Genomic DNA, 19,642 nt, shown 5'->3' on the forward strand with positions numbered 1-19,642 from the left:
CGTTGGTCGCCGTGTTGTCGCTCACCGCCGCCGTGAGCAGGGCGAGGTCGGCCACGGTCCAGCGGCGGGCCGACAGTCCGACCAGCAGGCCCGACCCACCTCGGTAGTCCTCGTCCAGCAGCGTCACCGGCTCGGCGGGGTCGAGGGACCCCGCGGCGACGCTCCGGGCGACCTCGGCGAGCAGCAGGAGCTTCCCGGCGCTGGCCAGCGGAAGCTCCACGTCCTCGTTCAGGGCGAGCAGGCCGGGCACGGAGACGGCGAGCGTCCCCGGGCACTCGTCTCCCAGGGAGTCCAGGTCGATCATGTGGCGAGCACCGTTCCCGGGCGGGCGGTGGTCGGGGTGCCGTCCCTGACCACGATCTGCCCGCCGACGATCACGGCTCCGATCCCGGCGGGAGGCAGGAGCGGCTCGCTGAAGGTGGCGCGGTCGGCCACGGTGGCGGGGTCGAATACTACGAGGTCGGCATGGGCGCCGTCACGGATCACCCCGCGACCGGCGAGTCCGAAGCGGGCGGCGGCCATGCCGGTCATCTTGTGCACCGCCGCCTCCAGCGTGAGCAGGCCGACGTCGCGGCCGTAGTGCCCGAGCACCCTCGGGTAGGTGCCCGCCCAGCGGGGGTGCGGGCGCCCGCCCGGCTTCGGCACGCCGTCTGAGCCGATCATGGCGTACGGCGAGGCCAGCACCCGCCGCACGTCCTCCTCGACCATCGAGTGGCTGATGATCGTCAACTCGCCGTCCTCGGCGATCAGAAGGTCGGCGGCGACGTCCACCGGGTCGGCGTGCCTGGACTCGGCCAGCTCCGCGACCGTACGGCCCTCGACCTCGGGGTGGCGCGGCGCGCAGGCGATCGAGACGCGGTCCCAGCCGCCGTTGCCGACCGTGTTCTCCCAGCCGGGGACGCCTTCCGCGATGGCCCGCCGCATGCGATCGCGCTCGGCGGGATCCGCCAGCCGCATCGCCAGGGCAGCGAAGCCGCCGTCGTTGGCCCAGGGCGGGAGCATCGCGGCCAGGGCCGTGCTGCCCGCCGTGTACGGGTAGACGTCGCAGGTGATGTCCATGCCCCCGGCGCGCAGCCCGGCGATGCGGGGCAGGGTGCGCGAGGTGCGGCCCCAGGCGTACTTGCCCGCGGTCTTGTGGTGGGAGACGTGCAGCGCCGCCCCGCTCCGGCGGGCGATCTCGACGGCCTCCTCCAGCGCCTCCTCCACCCGGGACATCTCGTCGCGCAGGTGCGTGACGTACGGCTTGCCGTGGCGGGCCGCGACGGCGGCGAGCGCGACGACCTCGTCGGTGCCCGCGTACGTGCCGGGGGTGTAGATGAGCCCGGTCGAGAGGCCGGCGGCCCCCTGGGAGAGCGACAGATCGAGCAGCGAGCACATGGCGCCGAGCTCAGAGGGCGTCGCGGGACGGTCGACATGGCCCATCACGCCGGCGCGGAGGGTGCCGTGCCCGACGAGGGAGGCGAGGTGGTTGGCCCTGGGCAGCGCGGAATGCCGCGCGGCGAACCCCGCGAAGTCCCGAAATATCCCGACCTCGCCGCCGAAGCTGATCCGGGTCTCCCCACGCAGTTCCTCCAGCCGCTCGGGGAGGGCCGGGAAGAGGCTGGAGCCGCAGTTCCCGCAGATCTCGGTGGTCACCCCCTGGAGCACCGACGCCCACAGGAGCGAACGGTCACCGTCCGCGCCGATCAGGGCGACGCCGTCCGAGTGGGTGTGCACGTCGACGAAGCCGGGCGCGACGGCCGTCCCGCCCGCGTCGAGCACCTCCCGCGCCTCCACGGGACGGCCCGGCGGCAGCACGGTGATCCGTCCCTCCGCCACGCCGACGTCGGCCATACGTCCCGGCGCCCCCGTGCCGTCGACCACGAGGCCACCGCGGACCAGCAGGTCGAAGCGCCTCGGGCCCGTGCCGCTCACAGGACCTGTCCGAGGAAGGCGCGGAAGCGCTCGTGGCGCGGGTCGGCGAGGACCTTCCGGGGGTCGCCCTCCTCGACGATCATGCCGTCGTCGATGAATACGAGGTGGTCGCCGACCTCGCGGGCGAATCCCATCTCGTGAGTGACCACCATCATGGTCATGCCGCTGGCGGCGAGGTCGCGCATGACCGCGAGCACCTCCTGGACCAGCTCGGGGTCGAGCGCGCTGGTGGGCTCGTCGAACAGCATCAGTTTGGGGTCCATGGCCAGGCTGCGGGCGATGGCCACCCGCTGCTGCTGGCCCCCGCTGAGCTGCGCGGGGTAGTGGTGCGCCCGGTCGGCGAGCCCCACCCGCTCCAGCAGCTCGACGGCCGCCCGCCGCGCCTCCGCCTTCGAGACGCCCTTGACCGTGACCGGCCCTTCCATGACGTTCTCCAGCGCCGTGCGGTGCGGGAAGAGGTGGAAGCGCTGGAAGACCATGCCGATGCCCTGCCGCTGCCGGGACAGCTCGGCCGGGCGGAGCAGGTGGAGGCGTTCGCCCTGCTCGTGGTAGCCGATCAGCTCGCCGTCGACCCAGATGCGCCCCGCGTCGATGGTCTCCAGGCGGTTCACGCAGCGCAGCAGGGTCGACTTGCCTGAGCCGGACGGGCCGACGACGCACACGACCCCGCCCGCCGGAACGTCCAGGCTGATGCCCTTCAGCACTTCCAGCGATCCGAAGTTCTTGCGCACCGAGCGGATCCTCACCATGGGCCCGGTCATGACACCCCGCCCCTCGCGAACGGCCGCAGGTTGCGGCGGACCCTCCCCGGCATCGTGTGGTGGCCGCGTTCGAACCGCTTCTCGATGAAGTGCTGGCCGATGCTGGCCAGCGTGGTGAGCACGACGTACCAGATCGAGGCCACCACGAGCATCGCGATGACCTCGAAGGTGCCGAGGTAGATGCGCTGGGCCACGGTCAGCAGCTCGGCGCCGGCGATGACCGACACCATCGAGGTCGTCTTGAGCATGGAGATGAACTGGTTCCCGGTCGGCGGGATGATCACGCGCATGGCCTGGGGCAGGACGACCCGGCGGAGCACCTGGCGGTGGGACATGCCGAGCGACTCGGCCGCCTCACGCTGGCCGGGGTCGACCGAGCGGATGCCCGCCCGCACGATCTCGGCCATGTACGCGCCCTCGTTGATCGCCAGGCCGAGCAGCGCGGCCGTGAACGGGGTGATCAGCTCGTTGGCCTGCCACTCGATCAGTTTGGGCCCGTCGAAGGGGATGCCGATGCTGAACGCCGGGAAGACCAGGCCGATGTTGAACCAGAAGATCAGCTGGACCAGCAGCGGCGTGCCGCGGAAGAACCAGGTGTAGAGCGCGGATGCCCCGCGCAGCACCGGGCTGCCGGACAGCTGCATCACCGCGGCGAGCACGCCCAGCGCCAGTCCGATGGCCATCGACAGCACGGTGAGCTGGATCGTCACCCACAGGCCGCCGAGGATCCTGCCGTCCACGAGGAAGGACGCGATGACGTCCCAGTGCAGGTTCTCGTTGACGATGATCGTGTAGGCCAGCCAGACCAGGAACAGCGCGGCCAGCGCCGCCATGATCCACCGGCCGGGGCGCGGCGGATGGACCGCCCTGATCGGAAGCTCGCCGCTTCGCGCCGCGAGCCCGGGGCCGCGATGCGGCCCGTGCCCGGAGTCCGGTCCGGAGTCCGGTCCGGAGTCCGGTCCGGAGCCCGCTGCGGAGTTCGGCGCGGAGTCCGGTGTGGAGTCCAAGGATGGGCTCACTGCCATGGCTTGGTGTTGACGAGCACCTGGGGAACGGCGTTGGCGCTCACCCCGTACTGGTCGAGGATCGCCTTGTAGCCGCCGTCGGCCAGGAGTTCCTCCATGGCCTTGGCCACGGCGTCCCGCAGGCCCTCGTCACGCTTGTCGATCGCGATGCCCCACGGCCCGGCGTCGTACTGCTCGGAGAGCACGTCGTACTTGCCGGTCTCCTTGGCGTACATCGCCGCCACGGGGGAGTCGACGATCGTGGCGACCGCGCGGCCGGAGTCGATGCTGAGCAGGCCCGTCGGGGCGTCCTCGCTCTGCATGATCCGCATCTTCTCGGCGCACTTGTCGTTCTGCCTCTGCCCGATCTCGAGGTTCGAGCTGCCCTTGGCGAGCACGACGGTCTTCCCGCAGAGGTCGTCGAGGGTCGTGATCCCCTCGGGGTTGCCCTTCTTGACCATGATCGCGCCACCGGCGTTGAAGTAGTCGACGAAGTTCACGGCGGCGCGGCGCTGCTCGGTGTCGCTCAGCGAGGACATCACGAGGTCCCACCGCTTGCCCTGCAGGCCGGGGATCAGGCCGTCGAACGCCGCGTTCGTGACCTTGACCTTCAGCCCGAGCTTGGTGGCGACCGCCGCCGCGAGGTCGGGGTCGACACCGGTCAACTCCTGGGTGCCCTCCTTGTACATCTCCATCGGCGGGTACCCCTCGGAGGTGGCCACCCGCAGCTCCCCGGACGTGCGCAGCGCCTCAGGCACCAGGTCCTTGGCCGTCTTGGCCTGGGCGGCGGTCGTGCTCTTGCCCGTCTCGGCCCCCGACGACGAACGCCCGCAGCCGCCGGCGACCGCTGTGAGAGCCAGCGTGGCGGCAATGGCCACATATAGGCGCTTTGTCATGGAATCTCCTACTTTGCTGGTGCCTGACCATATGCTGGCGACGGGAGGTCTCGGTCCCAACAGTCGTGAATGCTTGCGAGCCTCAGCCTCGAAGTCTTCGATGCTCACCCCCGGCGAGCCGTCCGGCGTTCTAGCGTCGGAGCCCATGACACTGGTGATCGACGATGTGTGGCCCCGTACGGCGGCCTGGGCCGGAGAGCAACTGACCATCGGCGGGGTCGGCGCGCGCGAGCTGGCCGCCGAGTTCGGGACCCCCGCCTACGTCGTCGACCAGGCGGAGTTCGAAGCCCGGTGCGCCGAATGGCGGGACGCGCTCCCCGGCGGTGAGGTCCACTACGGCGGCAAGGCGTTCCTGTGCCCCGAGATCGTCCGCTGGCTCGACCGGCTCGGCCTGTGCCTCGACGTGTGTACTGGGGGAGAGCTCGCCGTGGCGCGGGCGGGCGGCATCGCGCCCGCGCGCGTGGTGTTCCACGGCAACAACAAGTCGGTCGCCGAGTTGCGCGCCGCCGTCGCATGGGGCGTCGGGTGCGTCGTGGTCGATTCGTTCACCGAGATCGAGCGGCTGGCCGCCGTCGCCACCGAGGCGGGTGTGCGGCAGAGCGTGATGGTCCGCGTCACCCCCGGCGTGAACGCCCATACCCACGAGTTCATCGCCACCGGCGGCGACGACTCCAAGTTCGGGTTCTCCCTCAACGCCGGCCTGGCGGCGGAGGCGGTCAGGCGGGTGCTGGCGGAGCCCTCGCTGGAGCTCGCCGGGCTGCACTCCCACATCGGCTCGCAGATCACCGACCTCGACGGGTTCGCGCTCGCCGCCCGCCGGATGGCCGGGTTCCTCCTGGCCTGCGAGGTGGAGCACGGCGTCTCGATCCCCAAGCTCGACCTCGGCGGGGGCCTCGGCATCGCCCACCGTCCGGGCGACCCGGTCCCGCCCCGGCCCGCCGACGTGGTGGCGGCCCTGCGCGCGGCGCTCCCCGGCCACGTACGGCCGGCGGTGGAACCCGGCCGCTCGATCGCCGGGCCGACCACGGTCGCGCTGTACGAGGTGGGCACGGTCAAGGAGATCCCGGGCGTGAGGACGTACGTCAGCGTGGACGGCGGGATGAGCGACAACCCGCGCCCGGCGATGTACGGCGCGGCCTACACGGCCACCCTGGCCTCCCGCCGCTCCGACGCCCCGCCTCGTGTGGTGACGGTCGTGGGCAGGCACTGCGAGAGCGGTGACGTGCTGATCCGCGACCTTCCGCTGCCCTCGGACCTGCGCCCTGGCGACCTGCTGGCGATCCCGGCCTCCGGGGCGTACCAGCGGGCGATGGCGAGCAATTACAACCACGTCACCCGACCGCCCGTGATCGCCGTGAACGAGGGCTCGGCCCGCGTGATCGTCCGCCGCGAGACCGAAGAGGACCTGCTGCGCCTCTACCCGTGACCCTTCGCCCGTGAGGGGTGTTCCAGGTCGCGGCGCTGCTCGACGGCCAGGCGCGTCAGCTCGACGCGGGAGGCGATCCCCAGCTTGCGGAAGATCTGGCGCAGGTGGAACGCGACCGTGTGCGCGCTGATGAACATCTGGTCGGCGACCTGGCGGTTGGTCCAACCCTGGGTGACCAGGAGCGAGACCGCGCACTCGGTGTCGGTCAGGCTGGCCCAGCCGGAGATCGGCCGCTCGGCGGTCGCCCAGTGCCGGTGCCGTACGCCCATCCTGCGCAGCCTGCGGCGCAGGCGGGCGGCGTCCCTGGCCGAACCGGTCTCCTCGTAGCCGGCGAGCGCCTGGTCAAGACTCCGGACCGCCTCCTGGCGGTCGCCCGAGGCGGCCAGGACCACGCCGAGGTCCTCGGCGGCCGAGGCGCGCGCCCACGCGTCCGTCCCCTCCTTGGCGGCCAGGTCCAGCGCTTCGGCGTCCCCTTCGAGCAGCGCGCGCGCGTGCGTGGCGGCGGCGCGGACCGTACGGAAACCCGGGTTGCCGCCCGCGAGGCTCTCGGCGGCCGTGACCGCCAGCACGGCGCTGGCGCGGTCGCCTGCGGCGAGGGCGACGCGGACCAGCCAGGGGGCGCAGGCCGGGTCGTCCACGAGGACCCGGCAGTGCTCCCGAAGCGCGGGATACAGGCCCCCGACCAGCTTCATCGCCTCCACAGGGCCGTCGCGCGCCTCGGCGACCCGGGCGGCGGGCATCGCGCACCACCCGGGAGCGGCGGGGGCGGCGTGGGGGGAAAGTCGGTCGTAGTCGGCCTCGACGTGCTGGGCGGCATGGCGGGTCAGCCGGTCGCGGTCGGCCTCGACGTGCTGGGCGGCGGTTCGCAGGTCTCCGCGCCGCAGCGCCACGGTGCTCAGCACGGAGGCCGCCAGCGAGCTGAACAGGTGAGTGCCGAGGCTTCCCGCCAGGTCGAGACCATCCTGGGCGTCCGCCACGGCGTCGTCCAGCCGCCCGGCCACGAGCTCGGCCCGCGCGCGGAGCACGGCGGGGGCGGAGGCCCATGCGCTGTGGCCGAGCGCCTCCACCTCTTCCCCGGCCTCCCTGACGGCGATCTCCGCCTCGTCGAGCCGCCGTATGTCGGTCAGCATCGACGCCAGGGCCAGGCGCGGATGGGTGCGGCGCACCGCCACCGAGCCGCCCTGCGCCCGCCGCACGGCTTCGCGCGCGAGCTGGAGCCCGTCGGCGAGCCGCCCGGAGTTCCATCGGGCCGTCGCCAGGACCACCATCGCGCCGACGACCACCGCCTCCCCGTGGCGGTCGGCCGCCGTCAGGACCGCCTCGGCCTCCTCGGCGGCCCGCCGGCCGTCGGGCAGCCCGGCGAGGCCGTACAGCAGGGCGAGGGTGGCGCGGTCGCGTAGGTGGCAGGGCAGGCCCGGCTCCGCGAGCGCGGCACGCGCCTCCGCGACGGCCTCCGCGGCCCGGCCGTTCATGAACAGCAGGCCAGAGAGCGCGCAGCGCAGCTCGGCGGCGGCCTGAGGCGACACCGGCCGGGCCAGCGCCGAACGCACGAGCCTCCCCGCGTCGTCGAGGCGTCCCGCCTCGGTGGTGGCCTCGATGGCGGTGACGACCCGGGCGAACCTGCTCGGGTCGGAGAGGTCGCTGAGCTCGACGGCCTGTACGGCGAGGTCCGCGGCGGCGCAGGGGGAGCAGGCCAGGACTTCGGCGACGGCCTGGTCGAGGCCGATCAGGGTACGCGCGTCGCCGGGCCGGGTGCCCTCGATCAGGTGGCCGGCGGCACGTATGGGCGAACCGCCCCGGTCGAGGAGGATCTTGCCGATCTGGTGGTGCAGCGCGTGGCGCACGGGAGGGTGCAGGGCGGCGACGACGGCCTGCCAGACCAGCTCGTGCCGGAACTCCAGCGCCTCCTGCGTGGTCACGAGGATCCCGGCGTCCATGGCCTCTTCGAAGGCGGGGAGCAGCGCGGCCGGGGACGTCCCGACCAGCTCGGCGGCGTCCTCGGGTGAGAAGGACCGGCCGAGCACGGCGGCCGCCTCCACGAGCTGCCGCGTGTCACGGCTCAGGCCGTCGAGCAGGTGCCGTACGAGGGCGTGGACCCGTTCGGGGGCCTTGGCCGAGAGCAGGCGGGTCCGGCCTCCCGCCACCTCGACGGAGCCCTCCTCGCGCAGGCCGGAGAGGAGTTCGGTGAGAAGGAAGGGGTTGCCGCCGGCGCCCGCGGCGAGGGCGAGGAGGTCCGGTTGCGGTACGGCGCCGAGGACGTCGGCGGCCACCTCGGCCACGATGTCGTCCGGGAGCGGCCCGAGCTCGACGCGGATCGCCCCGTGCTTTTCGAGGCAGCGGAACAGGCGCTCGGCCTCGTCGTCGCGTGCCGTGCCGGGTCCGGACGTCCTGCGAGATCCCGGCGTCCACAAGGCTCCCGGCGTCTGCGAGGCTCCCGGCGTCCACAAGGCTCCCGGCGTCTGCGAGGCTCCCGGGGTCCGCGAGGCTTCCGGGGTCCACGAGGCTCCGCGGGTCCGGGACGGCCCTGGGAGGCTCAGGGCCGGCGACGGGCCCGTGACGGTGCGGCGGGCCAGCAGCCACACGACCGGTTCGGCGATCAGCTCCCAGTGGAGCGTCCGCAGCGCCGCGAGCGTCGCGGGATCGGCCCACTGGAGATCGTCCAGGCCGACCAGCACGGGACAGGTGGCCGTGCAGCTCTTCAGTCGCACCCGTAGCTGCTCCACCACCTGGACGCGGGGGTCCAGCTCCTCGTTGCGGGAGGCGTGGGCGGGCGGCTCGTCCAGGGCCATGAACAGCGGGGCCAGCGGGATGACCTCCTCCAGCTCCTCCGACCCGCCCGTCACCGGGAGGAACCCCTGCCGGGAGGCATGGGCGGCGGCCTCGGCCAGCAGCAGGCTCTTGCCCGTCCCGGGCTCGCCCTCGACGAGCAGCGTCCCCCCTCGGCCGTCTCCGGCCGCTCTCAGGAGGTGGATGAAGGTGTGCCATTCGGGCTCGCGTCCACGCATGTCTCCCCCTGTGACGGGGTGCCGTCCTCGGCGCGGGTCCTTAGACCCGCCGGGGTGAGCGACCCCGCTCAACCGGTGGCCGGCCGCGTTCCTCACCGGGTCACCTGCCTTTGACCACAGTACACATGGCCCGGGAACGGCTTCTCGAACGGGGAGGCATCCTCAATTCGGATAGACATCGGCGTCCGCGCGCCGCCTGCTCGGCTCCCGCGATCGGGTTCTCGCCGGTTCCCCGGCCCGCGCCGGGCGTGAGCGCCGGGTCCGGGCACCTCAACGACTAGCAGGTTGGAGGATGTGGGGCTCTTCTCCACTGGCGAGGGTCAAGGTGTGGGCGCACGTGGCGGCACGCGGTGCCGGGGCGGGCGCGCGTCTCGCTGTGCCAGTGCGCACGCCGCCAGGGGAGGTAGAAATGGCGAAGGCAGTCGGGATCGATCTCGGCACGACCAACTCCGTCATCGCGACGACGGAAGACGGCCAGCCGGTCGTCATTCCCAACGCCGAGGGGCAGCGGACCACGCCCTCGGTGGTCGCGTTCACGGACACCGGTGAACGCCTGGTGGGCCAGCTCGCCCGGCGGCAGGCCATCCTCAACCCCAAGGGCACGATCTATTCCGTCAAGCGGTTCATCGGGCGCCGCTACGACGAGGTCCAGAGCGAGATCAACGCCGTGTCCTTCGACGTCGTGCCGGGCCCCGACGACGCGGTCCGGTTCAAGGTGAGGGACAAGCTCTACGCGCCGGAGGAGATCTCCGCCCTGATCCTCCGCAAGCTGGTCGGCGACGCGGCGAAGTTCCTGGGAGAGAAGATCACCGAGGCGGTCATCACGGTGCCCGCCTACTTCAACGACGCCCAGCGCCACGCCACCAGGGACGCCGGCAAGATCGCGGGCCTGGAGGTCATGCGGATCATCAACGAGCCGACGGCGGCCGCCCTCGCCTACGGCCTGGACAAGAAGGGCAGCGAGACCGTCCTGGTCTTCGACCTCGGCGGCGGCACCTTCGACGTCAGCATCCTCGACATCGGCGAGGGCGTGATCGAGGTCCGCTCCACCGCGGGCGACACCCACCTGGGCGGCGACGACTTCGACCGCCGCATCGTCGACCACCTGGCCGACGAGTTCCAGAGGCAGGAGGGCATCGACCTCCGGCGCGACCCGCAGGCGCTCCAGCGGCTGTTCGAGGCCGCCGAGAAGGCCAAGGTGGAGCTCTCGTCGGTCACCCAGACGACCATCAGCCTGCCGTTCGTCACCGCGGACGCCAACGGCCCGAAGCACCTGAACACCACCCTCATGCGCTCCACGTTCGAGGAGATCACCCACGACCTCATCGAACGCACCATGGGACCGGTCAAGCAGGCCATCCAGGACGCCAAGCTGACGGCCGACGACCTCGACGAGGTCATCCTGGTCGGCGGTTCCACGCGCATCCCCGCCGTGCAGGCCCTGGTGCGCCGCCTCACCGGCGGCAAGGAACCGAACATGACGGTCAACCCGGACGAGGTCGTGGCCGACGGCGCGGCCGTCCAGGCCGGAGTACTGAAGGGCGAGGTCAAGGACGTCCTCCTGCTCGACGTCACGCCCCTGTCGCTCGGCATCGAGACGCTGGGCGGCGTGATGACCAAGGTCCTCGACCGGAACACGACCATCCCCGCACGCCGTACGGAGACATTCAGCACCGCGGAGGACAACCAGAGCGCCGTGGACGTGGTGGTCCTCCAGGGCGAGCGCGAGCGCGCGGCGGACAACCGGGCACTCGGCCGGTTCCGGCTGGAGAACATCCGCCCGGCGCCCCGCGGAGTCCCCCAGGTCGAGGTCACCTTCGACGTCGACGCCAACGGCATCCTCAACGTCACGGCCAAGGACAAGGACACCGGCGCCGAGCAGCGCATCACGATCAGCGAGAGCTCCAACCTCGACAAGGGCGAGATCGACCGGATGGTCCAGGACGCCGAGCAACACCGCAGCGAGGACGCCAGGGTCCGCGAGGCGATCGACGCGAGGAACGCGCTGGACTCGGTGGCCTACCAGGTCGAACGTCGGCTGGCCGAGCTCGGGGACACGGTGCCCGTACACGAGAAGGCACGCGCGGAGCAGCTCGTCGCCGACGCACGCCAGGCGATCAAGGAGGAGGCGCCCGTCGAGCGGCTGCGCGACCTCAGCTCGGAGCTGCAGCAGATCTACCACAGCCTCAGCGCGGTCCACGCGCCGCAGGGCGAGCCCCAGGGCGCGGAGGCGGGAAGCGCCGAGACGTCCGCCAAGCAGGGTCCGTCCAGCGGCGGTGACGACGACGTCATCGACGCCGAGTTCACCACATCGGACTGACATGGCCGGCCACCACGACGAGACGCCTCCGGGCGCGGGTCCTCCCGGCGGGGGCCGGCCGCCGGCGGGCGCGTCCGCCGGGGGCACCGGCCTCGACGCCGGCTTCGGCGTGCCCGCGACCGAGGCACCCGCGACAGGGGAGGTGCCCGCGACAGAGGCATCCGCCACAGAGGCGCCCTCCGGCGAATCGGCCGTCGCGGACATGGACGCGAAGATCGCCGAACTGGAGGACCGCTGGCTGAGGTCCGCCGCCGAGCTGGACAACCTGCGCAAGCGCATAGCCAGGGATGCCGAGCGGATCCGTGCCGAGGAGCGGGCCCGCCTGATGAGGGAGTGGCTGCCGATCGTCGACAACCTGGACCTCGCCCTCCGGCACGCCGGCGCCGACCCGGACGCCGTCATCGAGGGCGTGCGCGCGGTGCGTGACCAGGCCGTGGCGCTGCTCGCCCGGCTCGGGTTCCCACGCCACGACGAGGCCGGGGTGCCGTTCGACCCGAGCCGCCACGAAGCCGTGAGCACGGTGGCGGATCCGGACCTCCCGCCGGGGACGGTGGTCGAGGTCGTACGGCCCGGCTACGGCGACGGCGAGCGGCAGCTCCGCCCGGCCGCGGCGGTCGTCTCCACGAAGCCGGAGTCGGTCGTCTCCACGAAGCCGGAGTGAGGCGAGCGATGGCGGCGCGCGACCACTACCAGGTCCTGGGGGTGCCGAGGACGGCGAGCCAGGACGAGATCCAGCGTGCCTACCGCAAGCTCGCCCGCGCCTACCACCCCGACGTGAACAAGGACCCCGGCGCCGAGGAGAAGTTCAAGGACGTCTCCGAGGCCTACGACGTGCTGTCCGACCCCGGCAAGCGGCGGCGGTACGACGCGTTCGGGGCCGACTGGCGGTCGGTGCCCGAGGACGTCGACCCGGAGGCCTGGTCCAGGTCGCGGGCGAGGGCCGGGGCCGGAGCGGGCTGGGGCGCAGGCGGAGGCTGGGGACGCGCGGGCGGCGGCCGTACGGCCGGGCAGGGCCAGGGGTTCCGCTTCACCTCCGACGAGGGCGTGGACGTCGACCTCGAAGACCTCTTCGGCGGCATGTTCGGCGGAGGGGCCCAAGGAGGGAGCCAAGGAGGGGCCCAAGGAGGGGCATGGGGAGGCGGACGCCGCTGGGGGCCGGTCCCCGGCGCCGACCATGAGGCCGAGATCACCCTCACGGTCGACGACGCCTACCACGGCGGGCGCCGCACGATCACCCTCCAGGGGCCGGACGGGCCGCGCACCCTCCAGGTCACGATCCCTCCCGGGGTGACGGACGGCCGGCGCGTCAGGCTCGCCGGCCAGGGCGGCCACGGCGCCGACGGCGGCAGGGCCGGGGACCTGTACCTGGTCGTCCGGATCTCCGATCCCCGCTACCGCGTCGAGGGGCGCGACATCTACGTGCCGCTGCCGCTGACCCCGTGGGAGGGGACGCTCGGGGCGACCGTCGCCTTCGACACGCCCGGCGGTGAGGCCAAGCTGAAGGTGCCGCCGGGGACCTCCACCGGCCGCCGGCTGCGCCTGCGCGGGCGGGGGTTGCCGAACCCGAAGGGCCAGCCCGGCGACCTGTACGCCGAGGCCCAGATCATGGTGCCGCCCAGTCTGACCGGCGAGGAGCGGAACCTGTTCGAGCGGCTGGCGGCGGTCTCCGACTTCAACCCGAGGAGGTCGACGCGATGAACTCTCGCCGGGCCGGGCCGCGCGCCGAAGGCGCGCAGAGGTCCACGACGGCTCTGGTACGGATGCCGGGCATCGGCCTGGAGTCGTTCGCGCGTGCCGGAGGGCTCCACCCCGACCAGGTGCGCCGGCTGGTCGCCCTCGGGCTCCTCGACCCCGTGGCGGAGAGCGGGGACGACATGAGGTTCCCGCCCTCGCAGCTCGTCCTGCTCGGCCGGATCGAGCGCCTGCACGCCGGCCTCGCGCTCAACTACGCGTCGCTCGGCGTGGTGATCGACCTGCTCGACCGTATCGCGGAGCTGGAGTCGGCTCTGCGTACCCGCTCACGACCTACGGGAGTCTCATCGTGGACCCGAACCGACTGACCCAGAGATCGCAGGAAGCCCTGCACGACGCGCAGACCAAGGCCATCCGGTACGGGCACACCGAGGTCGACGGCGAGCACCTGCTGCTGGCGCTGCTCGAACAGCCCGAAGGGCTCGTGCCCCGCCTGCTGTCCGCGGCGGGCGGCGACCCGGACAAGCTACGCCTGGAGCTGGAGGCCGAGCTTGAACGGCGTCCCAAGGTCAGCGGTCCCGGCGCCTCCCCCGGGCAGGTGTACGTCACCCAGCGTCTGTCCCGCGTGCTCGACCTCGCCGATCAGGAGGCCAAGCGGCTCAAGGACGACTACGTCTCGGTCGAGCACCTCCTGCTCGCGCTCATGGACGAGGGCGCCGAGAGCGCGGCCGGCCGCCTGCTCCAGGGCCACGGGATGACCCGTGAACGGCTGCTGGAGGTGCTCACCCAGATCCGGGGCAACCAGCGCGTGACCTCCGCCAACCCCGAGGTCGCCTACGAGGCCCTGGAGAAGTACGGGCTCGACCTCGTGGCCGCCGCCCGGGCCGGCAAGCTGGACCCGGTCATCGGGCGCGACGCAGAGATCCGCCGGGTCATCCAGATCCTGTCCCGCAAGTCCAAGAACAACCCCGTGCTCATCGGCGACCCCGGAGTCGGCAAGACCGCGATCGTCGAGGGACTCGCCCAGCGCATCACCAGGGGAGACGTCCCCGAGGGACTGAAGGACAAGACCATCTTCAGCCTCGACATGGGTTCCCTGATCGCGGGCGCGAAGTACCGGGGCGAGTTCGAGGAGCGGCTGAAGGCGGTCCTCACCGAGGTGAAGGCCTCAGAGGGACGGATCATCCTGTTCATCGACGAGGTGCACAACGTCGTCGGCGCGGGCGCCACCGAGGGCGCCATGGACGCGGGCAACATGCTCAAGCCGATGCTGGCGCGCGGCGAGCTGCACCTGATCGGCGCCACCACGATCGCCGAGTACCGCAGGTACATCGAGAAGGACGCGGCCCTGGAACGCCGGTTCCAGCCGGTGTTCGTGGACGAGCCGTCCGTCGAGGACGCCATCTCCATCCTGCGCGGTCTGCGTGAGCGCCTGGAGGTGTTCCACGGCGTGAGGATCCAGGACAGCGCGATCGTCGCCGCCGTGGTCCTCAGCCACCGCTACATCTCCGACCGGTTCCTGCCCGACAAGGCGATCGACCTCGTGGACGAGGCCTGCGCGATGCTGCGCACCGAGATCGACTCGATGCCCGCCGAGCTGGACGAGCTCACGCGCCGGGTCATGCGGCTGGAGATCGAGGAGGCCGCGCTCGCCAAGGAGGACGACCCGGCGAGCGGGCAGCGGCTCCAAGCGCTCCGCAAGGAACTGGCCGGCCTGCGGGCCGAGGCCGACGCCATGCGCGCCCAGTGGGAGGCCGAGCGGCACGCCCTGAAGAAGGAGCAGCAGCTCCGCCAGGAGATCGAGGCCGTGCGGCGCGAGGCCGAGCAGGCCGAGCGCATGTACGACCTGAACCGTGCCGCCGAGCTGACGCACGGCAAACTGCCCGAGCTGGAGAGGAAGCTCCACGCCGCCGAGGAGCAGCTCGAATCCAAGCAGGGCGGCCACCGGCTGCTCCGCGAGGTCGTCACCGAGGACGAGATCGCCTCGATCGTGTCCCGGTGGACGGGCATCCCCGTCAGCCGCCTCAAGGAGGGCGAGCGGGAGAAGCTGCTGCGGCTCGACGAGATCCTGCACGAGCGGGTCATCGGCCAGGACGAGGCGGTGCGGGCGGTGGCGGACGCGATCATCCGCGCCCGCTCGGGCATCAAGGACCCCCGGCGGCCCATCGGCTCGTTCATCTTCCTCGGCCCGACGGGCGTCGGGAAGACGGAGCTGGCCAAGGCGCTGGCCGAGGCGCTCTTCGACACCGAGGAGAACATGGTCAGGGTCGATATGAGCGAGTACCAGGAGCGCCACACGGTCAGCCGGCTGGTCGGCGCGCCTCCCGGATACGTCGGCTTCGAGGAGGGCGGCCAGCTCACCGAGGCGGTGCGGCGCAAGCCGTACTCGGTGGTGCTGTTCGACGAGATCGAGAAGGCGCACGCGGACGTGTTCAACATCCTGCTCCAGGTGCTCGACGACGGGCGCCTGACCGACGCGCAGGGCCGTACGGTCGACTTCCGCAACACCGTGATCATCATGACGTCGAACATCGGGTCGCACTACCTGCTCGACGGCGTGACGTCCACGGGCGAGATCGAGCCGGAGGCGCGCGAGCTGGTCATGGCGGAGCTGCGCTCGCGCTTCCGCCCCGAGTTCCTCAACCGGATCGACGACACGGTGCTGTTCAAGCCGCTGACCCTGCCCGAGATCGAGCGAATCGTCTCGCTGATGTTCGACGACATCAGGGTCCGGCTCGCCGACCGCCAGATGACCCTCGACGTCAGCGAGGCCGCGCTCCGCTTCATCGCCGAGCAGGGCTTCGACCCGGTCTACGGCGCCCGCCCGCTGCGGCGGTTCATCGCCCGCGAGGTCGAGACCCGGATCGGGCGCGCGCTGATCGCCGGGGACGTCCGTGAGGGCGCGGTCATCCGCGTGGACCTGGTCGGCGACCATCTCGCGGTCTCGTACGAGAACCCCGCCGGCCGGCGAGCGGCGTAATGGTCCAAGTAGTCGTCTGACGTGAGGGAGGCCATGCGGATGTCCATCTCGACAATCGTGAAATGCCGGAATTGTGAGCACAAGAACCGTGTGCCCGCGGCGGCCGACGGGATCCCGCGCTGCGGCAACTGCCACGAGCCGCTGCCGTGGATCGCGGAGGCGGGCGACGACGACTTCGGTGAGGTCGTCGAGGCCGCGTCCGTCCCGGTCCTCGTCGACTTCTGGGCCGAGTGGTGCGGGCCGTGCCGGGTGGTCACCCCGGTGCTGGAACAGCTGGCGGGTGATCTCGCGGGCAAGGTCAAGCTCGTCAAGGTGAACGTCGACCGGTCGCCCAAGGTGGCCGAGCGATCCGGCATACAGGCTGTACCCATGCTGATGATCATGAACAAGGGTCAGGTCGTGGCCCAGCGCGCGGGCGCCGCGCCCGGCCCCGTACTCCGCGCCTGGACAGAGGAGGCACTCGGGACGAGCTGAATCGCCCTCGGACGAGCTGAATCGCCCTCGGACGAGCTGAATCGCCCTCGGACGAGCGGAACGCCCTCGGTACGAGCGGAACGCCCTCGGTCGGCCGGATCCGTCCAGAGGGGAGGCAGGCGACCTACGACGCGAGGAACGGCATGAGCGAGCGGATACAGGAGACGCCCGATCTCTACGGGGCCTACCCCCGTCTGAGAGACGAGGTGATCGCCCGCCTCGAAGGGTGCGGCGAGCGGCGGCCGACGCAGGTAGGAGAGATCCTCTTCCGGGAGGGGGAGCCGTGCCCGACGTTCTACGTCGTCCTCTCCGGCAAGGTCGCGATCGTCGAGCGGTACGACGACGAGGAGCACGTGCTCGGCGTCCACGGACGCGGCCGGTTTCTCGGAGAGCTCGGGCTGCTCACCGGGCAGGCCGGGTTCCTGCGGGCCGTCGTCCGGGAGGCGGGCGAGGTGCTCGCCGTGCCCGTGAACGAGCTGCGCGCCCTGGTCGCCAAGGAGCCCGAACTGGGCGACGTGATCCTTCGCGCCTACCTCATCCGGCGTACCATCCTGATCGAGCTGGGAGCCGGGTTCCGGATCATCGGATCGCGCTACTCGCCGGACGCGCGGCGGCTCCGCGAGTTCGCCGCCCGCAACCGCGTGCCCCACAAGTGGATCGACCTGGAAGAGGACAAGGAGGCCGACGAACTGCTCCACCACCTCGGTTTCACGCCGCAGGACACCCCGATCGTGATCCTGCGCGGCGAGCGGGTGCTGCGCAATCCGTCCAACGCCGAGCTGGCGCGCGGGATAGGCATGCCCGTACCGCTGGCACGCGAGATCGTCGGTGACCTCGTGGTCGTCGGCGCGGGACCCGCAGGTCTGGCCGCCGCCGTGTACGGGGCGTCGGAGGGGCTCGTCACCGTCGTGATCGACGCCGTGGCCTCGGGTGGGCAGGCGGCGACGTCCTCGCGTATCGAGAACTACCTCGGCTTCCCTTCGGGCATCTCCGGAGGAGAGCTGGCCGATCGCGCGGTCATCCAGGCGGAGAAGTTCGGCGCCCATTTCTCGGTGCCGGCCGAGGCCCTCTCGCTCGGCCAGCGGGACGGGTACTACGTGATAGGCCTCGACGAGGGCAAGGTGGCCAACGCGCACGCGGTCGTCGTCGCCACGGGCGCGCGGTACCGCAGGCTCGACCTGCCGCGCCTGGAGGAGTTCGAAGGGGAGGGCATCTACTACGCCGCGACCCTGTTCGAGGCGCAGCTCTGCCTCCGCGAGCCCGTGATCGTCGTGGGCGGCGGCAACTCCGCCGGCCAGGCGTCGCTCTTCCTCGCCCAGCACGCGGCGCGCGTGCGGCTCCTGGTGCGGTCGGGCGACCTCGGCAGGGACATGTCCCGGTACCTCGTCGACGAGATCGAGCGCAACCCGGGAATCCAGGTCCTCCTCAACACCGAGGTGAGGGAACTGATCGGCGACAAGGTGCTCCAGGGCGTCGTCGCCGAGAACAACCGGACCGGGGAGCGGCGCGGAATCGAGGCGAACGCGATCTTCGTGTTCATCGGCGCCGCTCCGCACACGCAGTGGCTCGCCGACGAGGTCGCGCTGGACGACAAGGGGTTCATCCTCACCGGTCCGGACGCCGTACGCGCCGGGGGCGACGGCGAGCGGTGGGAGAAGCCCGGAAGGCCGTTCCCTCTGGAGACCAGCCGGATGGGCGTCTTCGCCGTGGGCGACGTGCGAAGCGGCTCCATCAAACGCGTCGCCTCAGCCGTCGGCGAGGGCTCCATGGCCATCCGCCTCATCCACGAACACCTGGAAACGGGCGGCCTCCCTCCCGTCTGAGCGCCCTGGACTCTGAGCGCTCGGGACTCTGAGCGCTCGGGACTCTGAGCGCCTTGGATTCTGAGCGGCCGGGATTCTGAGCGCTCGTGGCTTGGTGGCCATGGCTGCCGCTCTTTGCGGGGTATCTGGCCTGGTTGGGCTTGTTGGGTTTTGTTCCCACCCGTGGCCCGGTTGACGGGTGGTCCGGGTGTTGCCCACCCAGGTCGTGGTCTCTCGTGGTGCGGTGGATGGGTCCTCTTCGTCTCTGGTTCCCTTCTGTTGGAATCCTTTCTGTGCTCTCAGCCTGTCGCCATGGTGATTTCGTGGTGAGCCTGATGGGTGGGTAGCGAGGCAGGCTTGCTGTCTCCGGGGGCGGGCTTTTCGGGTGGGCAGCACACGGATCACCCGCCAATTGCTTGACGGGTGGGCGTGAACGTCTTAAGACCGTGACTCATTTGGTCATGCGGCGGTAGCAAATAGGGCAGCGGCGATGGCAACGAAGGACGCGAAGTGGTCAGCGCGGCGTTCGTGGCGCCGGTGAAGGCGTCGGCAGCCGGCCAGCCAGGAGACGGTCCGCTCGACCACCCAGCGGTGGCCCCTCCTTCTCCTCAGCGGGCTTCCTGCCGCCTTCCCCGGGTGGCGGCTATCACGGCCGAAAACAAACGACCATGACCGCAAAGCAGAAGAAGCATCGGTATGTGAACGATGTCAGTATGTCCAGCGCGCCTGAGCCTTTGACGCCCCCGAACATCCAGAAGTGGAGCGACCCATGTCCCGATCACTCATCTCCAGGATCGGCCCGCGCAAGAGCATCGCCGTCCTTGCCTCGGCCGGCGCCCTGGCCACCGCGGGTATCCTCACGTTCGTCGCCCCCACCAACGCCGACGCCGACGCGCCCGGCAAGTCGACGATCCGGTGCAGCAACGCCACGCTGAAGGGGCACTACATCTTCGGCGCCAACGGCACGTCGGTGCCCCCGAGTGGCGAGAGCATCCCGATCTCCACGGGCGGCCTCGACTACTTCGACGGCAAGGGCGGCGGCACCGGCATCGCCACCTTCGTGGTGAAGGACGCCCTGGTGAACGACCACACCCCGATCACGCTCTCCTACAACATCAAGAGCGACTGCAGCGGGAAGGCGTCGTTCCACCTGGGCGACAGCTCGGCGAACTTCAACGTGTACGTCGACCCCTCCGGGGCGTCGTTCGTCCTGGTCGCCACCGACCCGGGCAACGTGCTGGCGGGCACCGAAACCCGAGTGAGCCGGTAACCTCCCCCGCCCTTTCGTCCCGCCCGCGGGGATCCGGCCGTCACGCGCGCCCGAAGCGACCGGGCAGGCATCCGAGCGACGAAAAGGAGAGCGATCTT

General features: G+C 71.5%; 15 protein-coding genes and 1 pseudogene. 9 read left to right on the plus strand and 7 right to left on the minus strand.

Features of this window, described 5'->3' with window-relative positions; all coding sequences use genetic code 11:
- From AB0B89_RS24885 to AB0B89_RS24905, 5 genes are all read right to left on the minus strand, one after another.
- Positions 1–304: serine hydrolase (locus AB0B89_RS24885; RefSeq protein ID WP_358557329.1), on the minus strand; the 304-nt coding region annotated here is incomplete at its 3' end.
- Entirely contained in the window at positions 301–1,914 is a 1,614-nt protein-coding gene (locus tag AB0B89_RS24890; protein WP_358557332.1) for a D-aminoacylase, read from the minus strand. The genes AB0B89_RS24885 and AB0B89_RS24890, both read right to left, overlap by 4 nt.
- Positions 1,911–2,675, minus strand: coding sequence for an amino acid ABC transporter ATP-binding protein (locus AB0B89_RS24895; RefSeq protein ID WP_358557335.1), 765 nt, complete (start codon positions 2,673–2,675; stop codon positions 1,911–1,913). Before AB0B89_RS24895 ends, AB0B89_RS24890 begins: the two co-directional genes overlap by 4 nt.
- Positions 2,672–3,682: an amino acid ABC transporter permease gene (locus AB0B89_RS24900; RefSeq protein WP_358557338.1), complete on the minus strand. Its 1,011-nt coding sequence runs from the start codon at positions 3,680–3,682 to the stop codon at positions 2,672–2,674. The genes AB0B89_RS24895 and AB0B89_RS24900 overlap by 4 nt, the downstream gene beginning before the upstream one ends.
- 8 nt (positions 3,683–3,690) lie before the next feature.
- Positions 3,691–4,575: an ABC transporter substrate-binding protein gene (locus AB0B89_RS24905; protein ID WP_358557341.1), complete on the minus strand. Its 885-nt coding sequence runs from the start codon at positions 4,573–4,575 to the stop codon at positions 3,691–3,693.
- A gap of 145 nt (positions 4,576–4,720) precedes the next feature.
- On the opposite strand from AB0B89_RS24905, the gene lysA reads away from it, so the two are divergent.
- Positions 4,721–6,001, plus strand: coding sequence for a diaminopimelate decarboxylase (gene lysA, locus AB0B89_RS24910; RefSeq protein ID WP_358557344.1), 1,281 nt, complete (start codon positions 4,721–4,723; stop codon positions 5,999–6,001).
- On the opposite strand, the gene AB0B89_RS24915 is transcribed toward lysA, so the two are convergent.
- Complete coding sequence (locus tag AB0B89_RS24915; RefSeq protein ID WP_358557347.1) at positions 5,992–9,006, minus strand: AAA family ATPase; 3,015 nt, start codon at positions 9,004–9,006, stop codon at positions 5,992–5,994. The two genes, lysA and AB0B89_RS24915, sit on opposite strands and share 10 nt — an antisense overlap.
- A gap of 409 nt (positions 9,007–9,415) precedes the next feature.
- Here AB0B89_RS24915 and dnaK point away from each other — a divergent pair, with 409 nt between their 5' ends.
- The 7 genes from dnaK to AB0B89_RS24950 all read left to right on the plus strand — a co-directional run bounded on the left by dnaK (position 9,416) and on the right by AB0B89_RS24950 (position 18,295).
- Positions 9,416–11,326: a molecular chaperone DnaK gene (dnaK, locus tag AB0B89_RS24920; RefSeq protein WP_358557350.1), complete on the plus strand. Its 1,911-nt coding sequence runs from the start codon at positions 9,416–9,418 to the stop codon at positions 11,324–11,326.
- Position 11,327: 1 nt separating this feature from the next.
- Positions 11,328–11,987 (plus strand): nucleotide exchange factor GrpE, encoded by a 660-nt coding sequence (locus tag AB0B89_RS24925; protein WP_358557353.1) that lies wholly within the window; start codon positions 11,328–11,330, stop codon positions 11,985–11,987.
- An 8-nt stretch (positions 11,988–11,995) separates the two neighbouring features.
- On the plus strand, positions 11,996–13,024 hold the full coding sequence (locus AB0B89_RS24930; protein ID WP_358557357.1) for a DnaJ C-terminal domain-containing protein: 1,029 nt from the start codon (positions 11,996–11,998) through the stop codon (positions 13,022–13,024).
- Positions 13,021–13,386 carry a chaperone modulator CbpM gene (locus AB0B89_RS24935; protein ID WP_358557360.1) on the plus strand — a complete coding sequence of 122 codons (366 nt, stop codon included), beginning with the start codon at positions 13,021–13,023 and terminating at the stop codon, positions 13,384–13,386. The genes AB0B89_RS24930 and AB0B89_RS24935 overlap by 4 nt, the downstream gene beginning before the upstream one ends.
- Positions 13,368–15,998, plus strand: coding sequence for an ATP-dependent chaperone ClpB (gene clpB, locus AB0B89_RS24940; protein WP_358557363.1), 2,631 nt, complete (start codon positions 13,368–13,370; stop codon positions 15,996–15,998). The genes AB0B89_RS24935 and clpB overlap by 19 nt, the downstream gene beginning before the upstream one ends.
- 39 nt (positions 15,999–16,037) lie before the next feature.
- Entirely contained in the window at positions 16,038–16,472 is a 435-nt protein-coding gene (gene trxA / locus AB0B89_RS24945; RefSeq protein ID WP_358557366.1) for a thioredoxin, read from the plus strand.
- Positions 16,473–16,615: 143 nt separating this feature from the next.
- On the plus strand, positions 16,616–18,295 hold the full coding sequence (locus AB0B89_RS24950) for an FAD-dependent oxidoreductase (RefSeq protein WP_358557369.1): 1,680 nt from the start codon (positions 16,616–16,618) through the stop codon (positions 18,293–18,295).
- Between the two features lie 438 nt (positions 18,296–18,733).
- On the opposite strand, the pseudogene AB0B89_RS24955 reads toward AB0B89_RS24950, so the two are convergent.
- Positions 18,734–18,868 (minus strand): annotated as a pseudogene (locus AB0B89_RS24955) (transposase); the annotation flags it as partial.
- Between the two features lie 175 nt (positions 18,869–19,043).
- Between AB0B89_RS24955 and AB0B89_RS24960 the strand changes: the two are divergent.
- Positions 19,044–19,544 (plus strand): hypothetical protein, encoded by a 501-nt coding sequence (locus AB0B89_RS24960; protein ID WP_358557372.1) that lies wholly within the window; start codon positions 19,044–19,046, stop codon positions 19,542–19,544.
- Positions 19,545–19,642: the final 98 nt, after the last annotated feature.

Source organism: Sphaerisporangium sp. NPDC049002 (assembly GCF_040649355.1).
Lineage (GTDB): Bacteria > Actinomycetota > Actinomycetes > Streptosporangiales > Streptosporangiaceae > Sphaerisporangium.

Excerpts from the sequence above, each read along its gene's own strand:
- AB0B89_RS24935 (WP_358557360.1), top strand. The coding sequence starts at position 13,021 with ATGAACTCTCGCCGGGCCGGGCCGCGCGCCGAAGGCGCGCAGAGGTCC.
- AB0B89_RS24915 (WP_358557347.1), bottom strand. The coding sequence starts at position 9,006 with ATGCGTGGACGCGAGCCCGAATGGCACACCTTCATCCACCTCCTGAGA.
- dnaK (WP_358557350.1), top strand. The coding sequence starts at position 9,416 with ATGGCGAAGGCAGTCGGGATCGATCTCGGCACGACCAACTCCGTCATC.
- trxA (WP_358557366.1), top strand. The coding sequence starts at position 16,038 with ATGTCCATCTCGACAATCGTGAAATGCCGGAATTGTGAGCACAAGAAC.
- AB0B89_RS24950 (WP_358557369.1), top strand. The coding sequence starts at position 16,616 with ATGAGCGAGCGGATACAGGAGACGCCCGATCTCTACGGGGCCTACCCC.
- lysA (WP_358557344.1), top strand. The coding sequence starts at position 4,721 with ATGACACTGGTGATCGACGATGTGTGGCCCCGTACGGCGGCCTGGGCC.
- AB0B89_RS24895 (WP_358557335.1), bottom strand. The coding sequence starts at position 2,675 with ATGACCGGGCCCATGGTGAGGATCCGCTCGGTGCGCAAGAACTTCGGA.
- AB0B89_RS24960 (WP_358557372.1), top strand. The coding sequence starts at position 19,044 with ATGTCCCGATCACTCATCTCCAGGATCGGCCCGCGCAAGAGCATCGCC.
- AB0B89_RS24925 (WP_358557353.1), top strand. The coding sequence starts at position 11,328 with ATGGCCGGCCACCACGACGAGACGCCTCCGGGCGCGGGTCCTCCCGGC.
- AB0B89_RS24930 (WP_358557357.1), top strand. The coding sequence starts at position 11,996 with ATGGCGGCGCGCGACCACTACCAGGTCCTGGGGGTGCCGAGGACGGCG.
- AB0B89_RS24905 (WP_358557341.1), bottom strand. The coding sequence starts at position 4,575 with ATGACAAAGCGCCTATATGTGGCCATTGCCGCCACGCTGGCTCTCACA.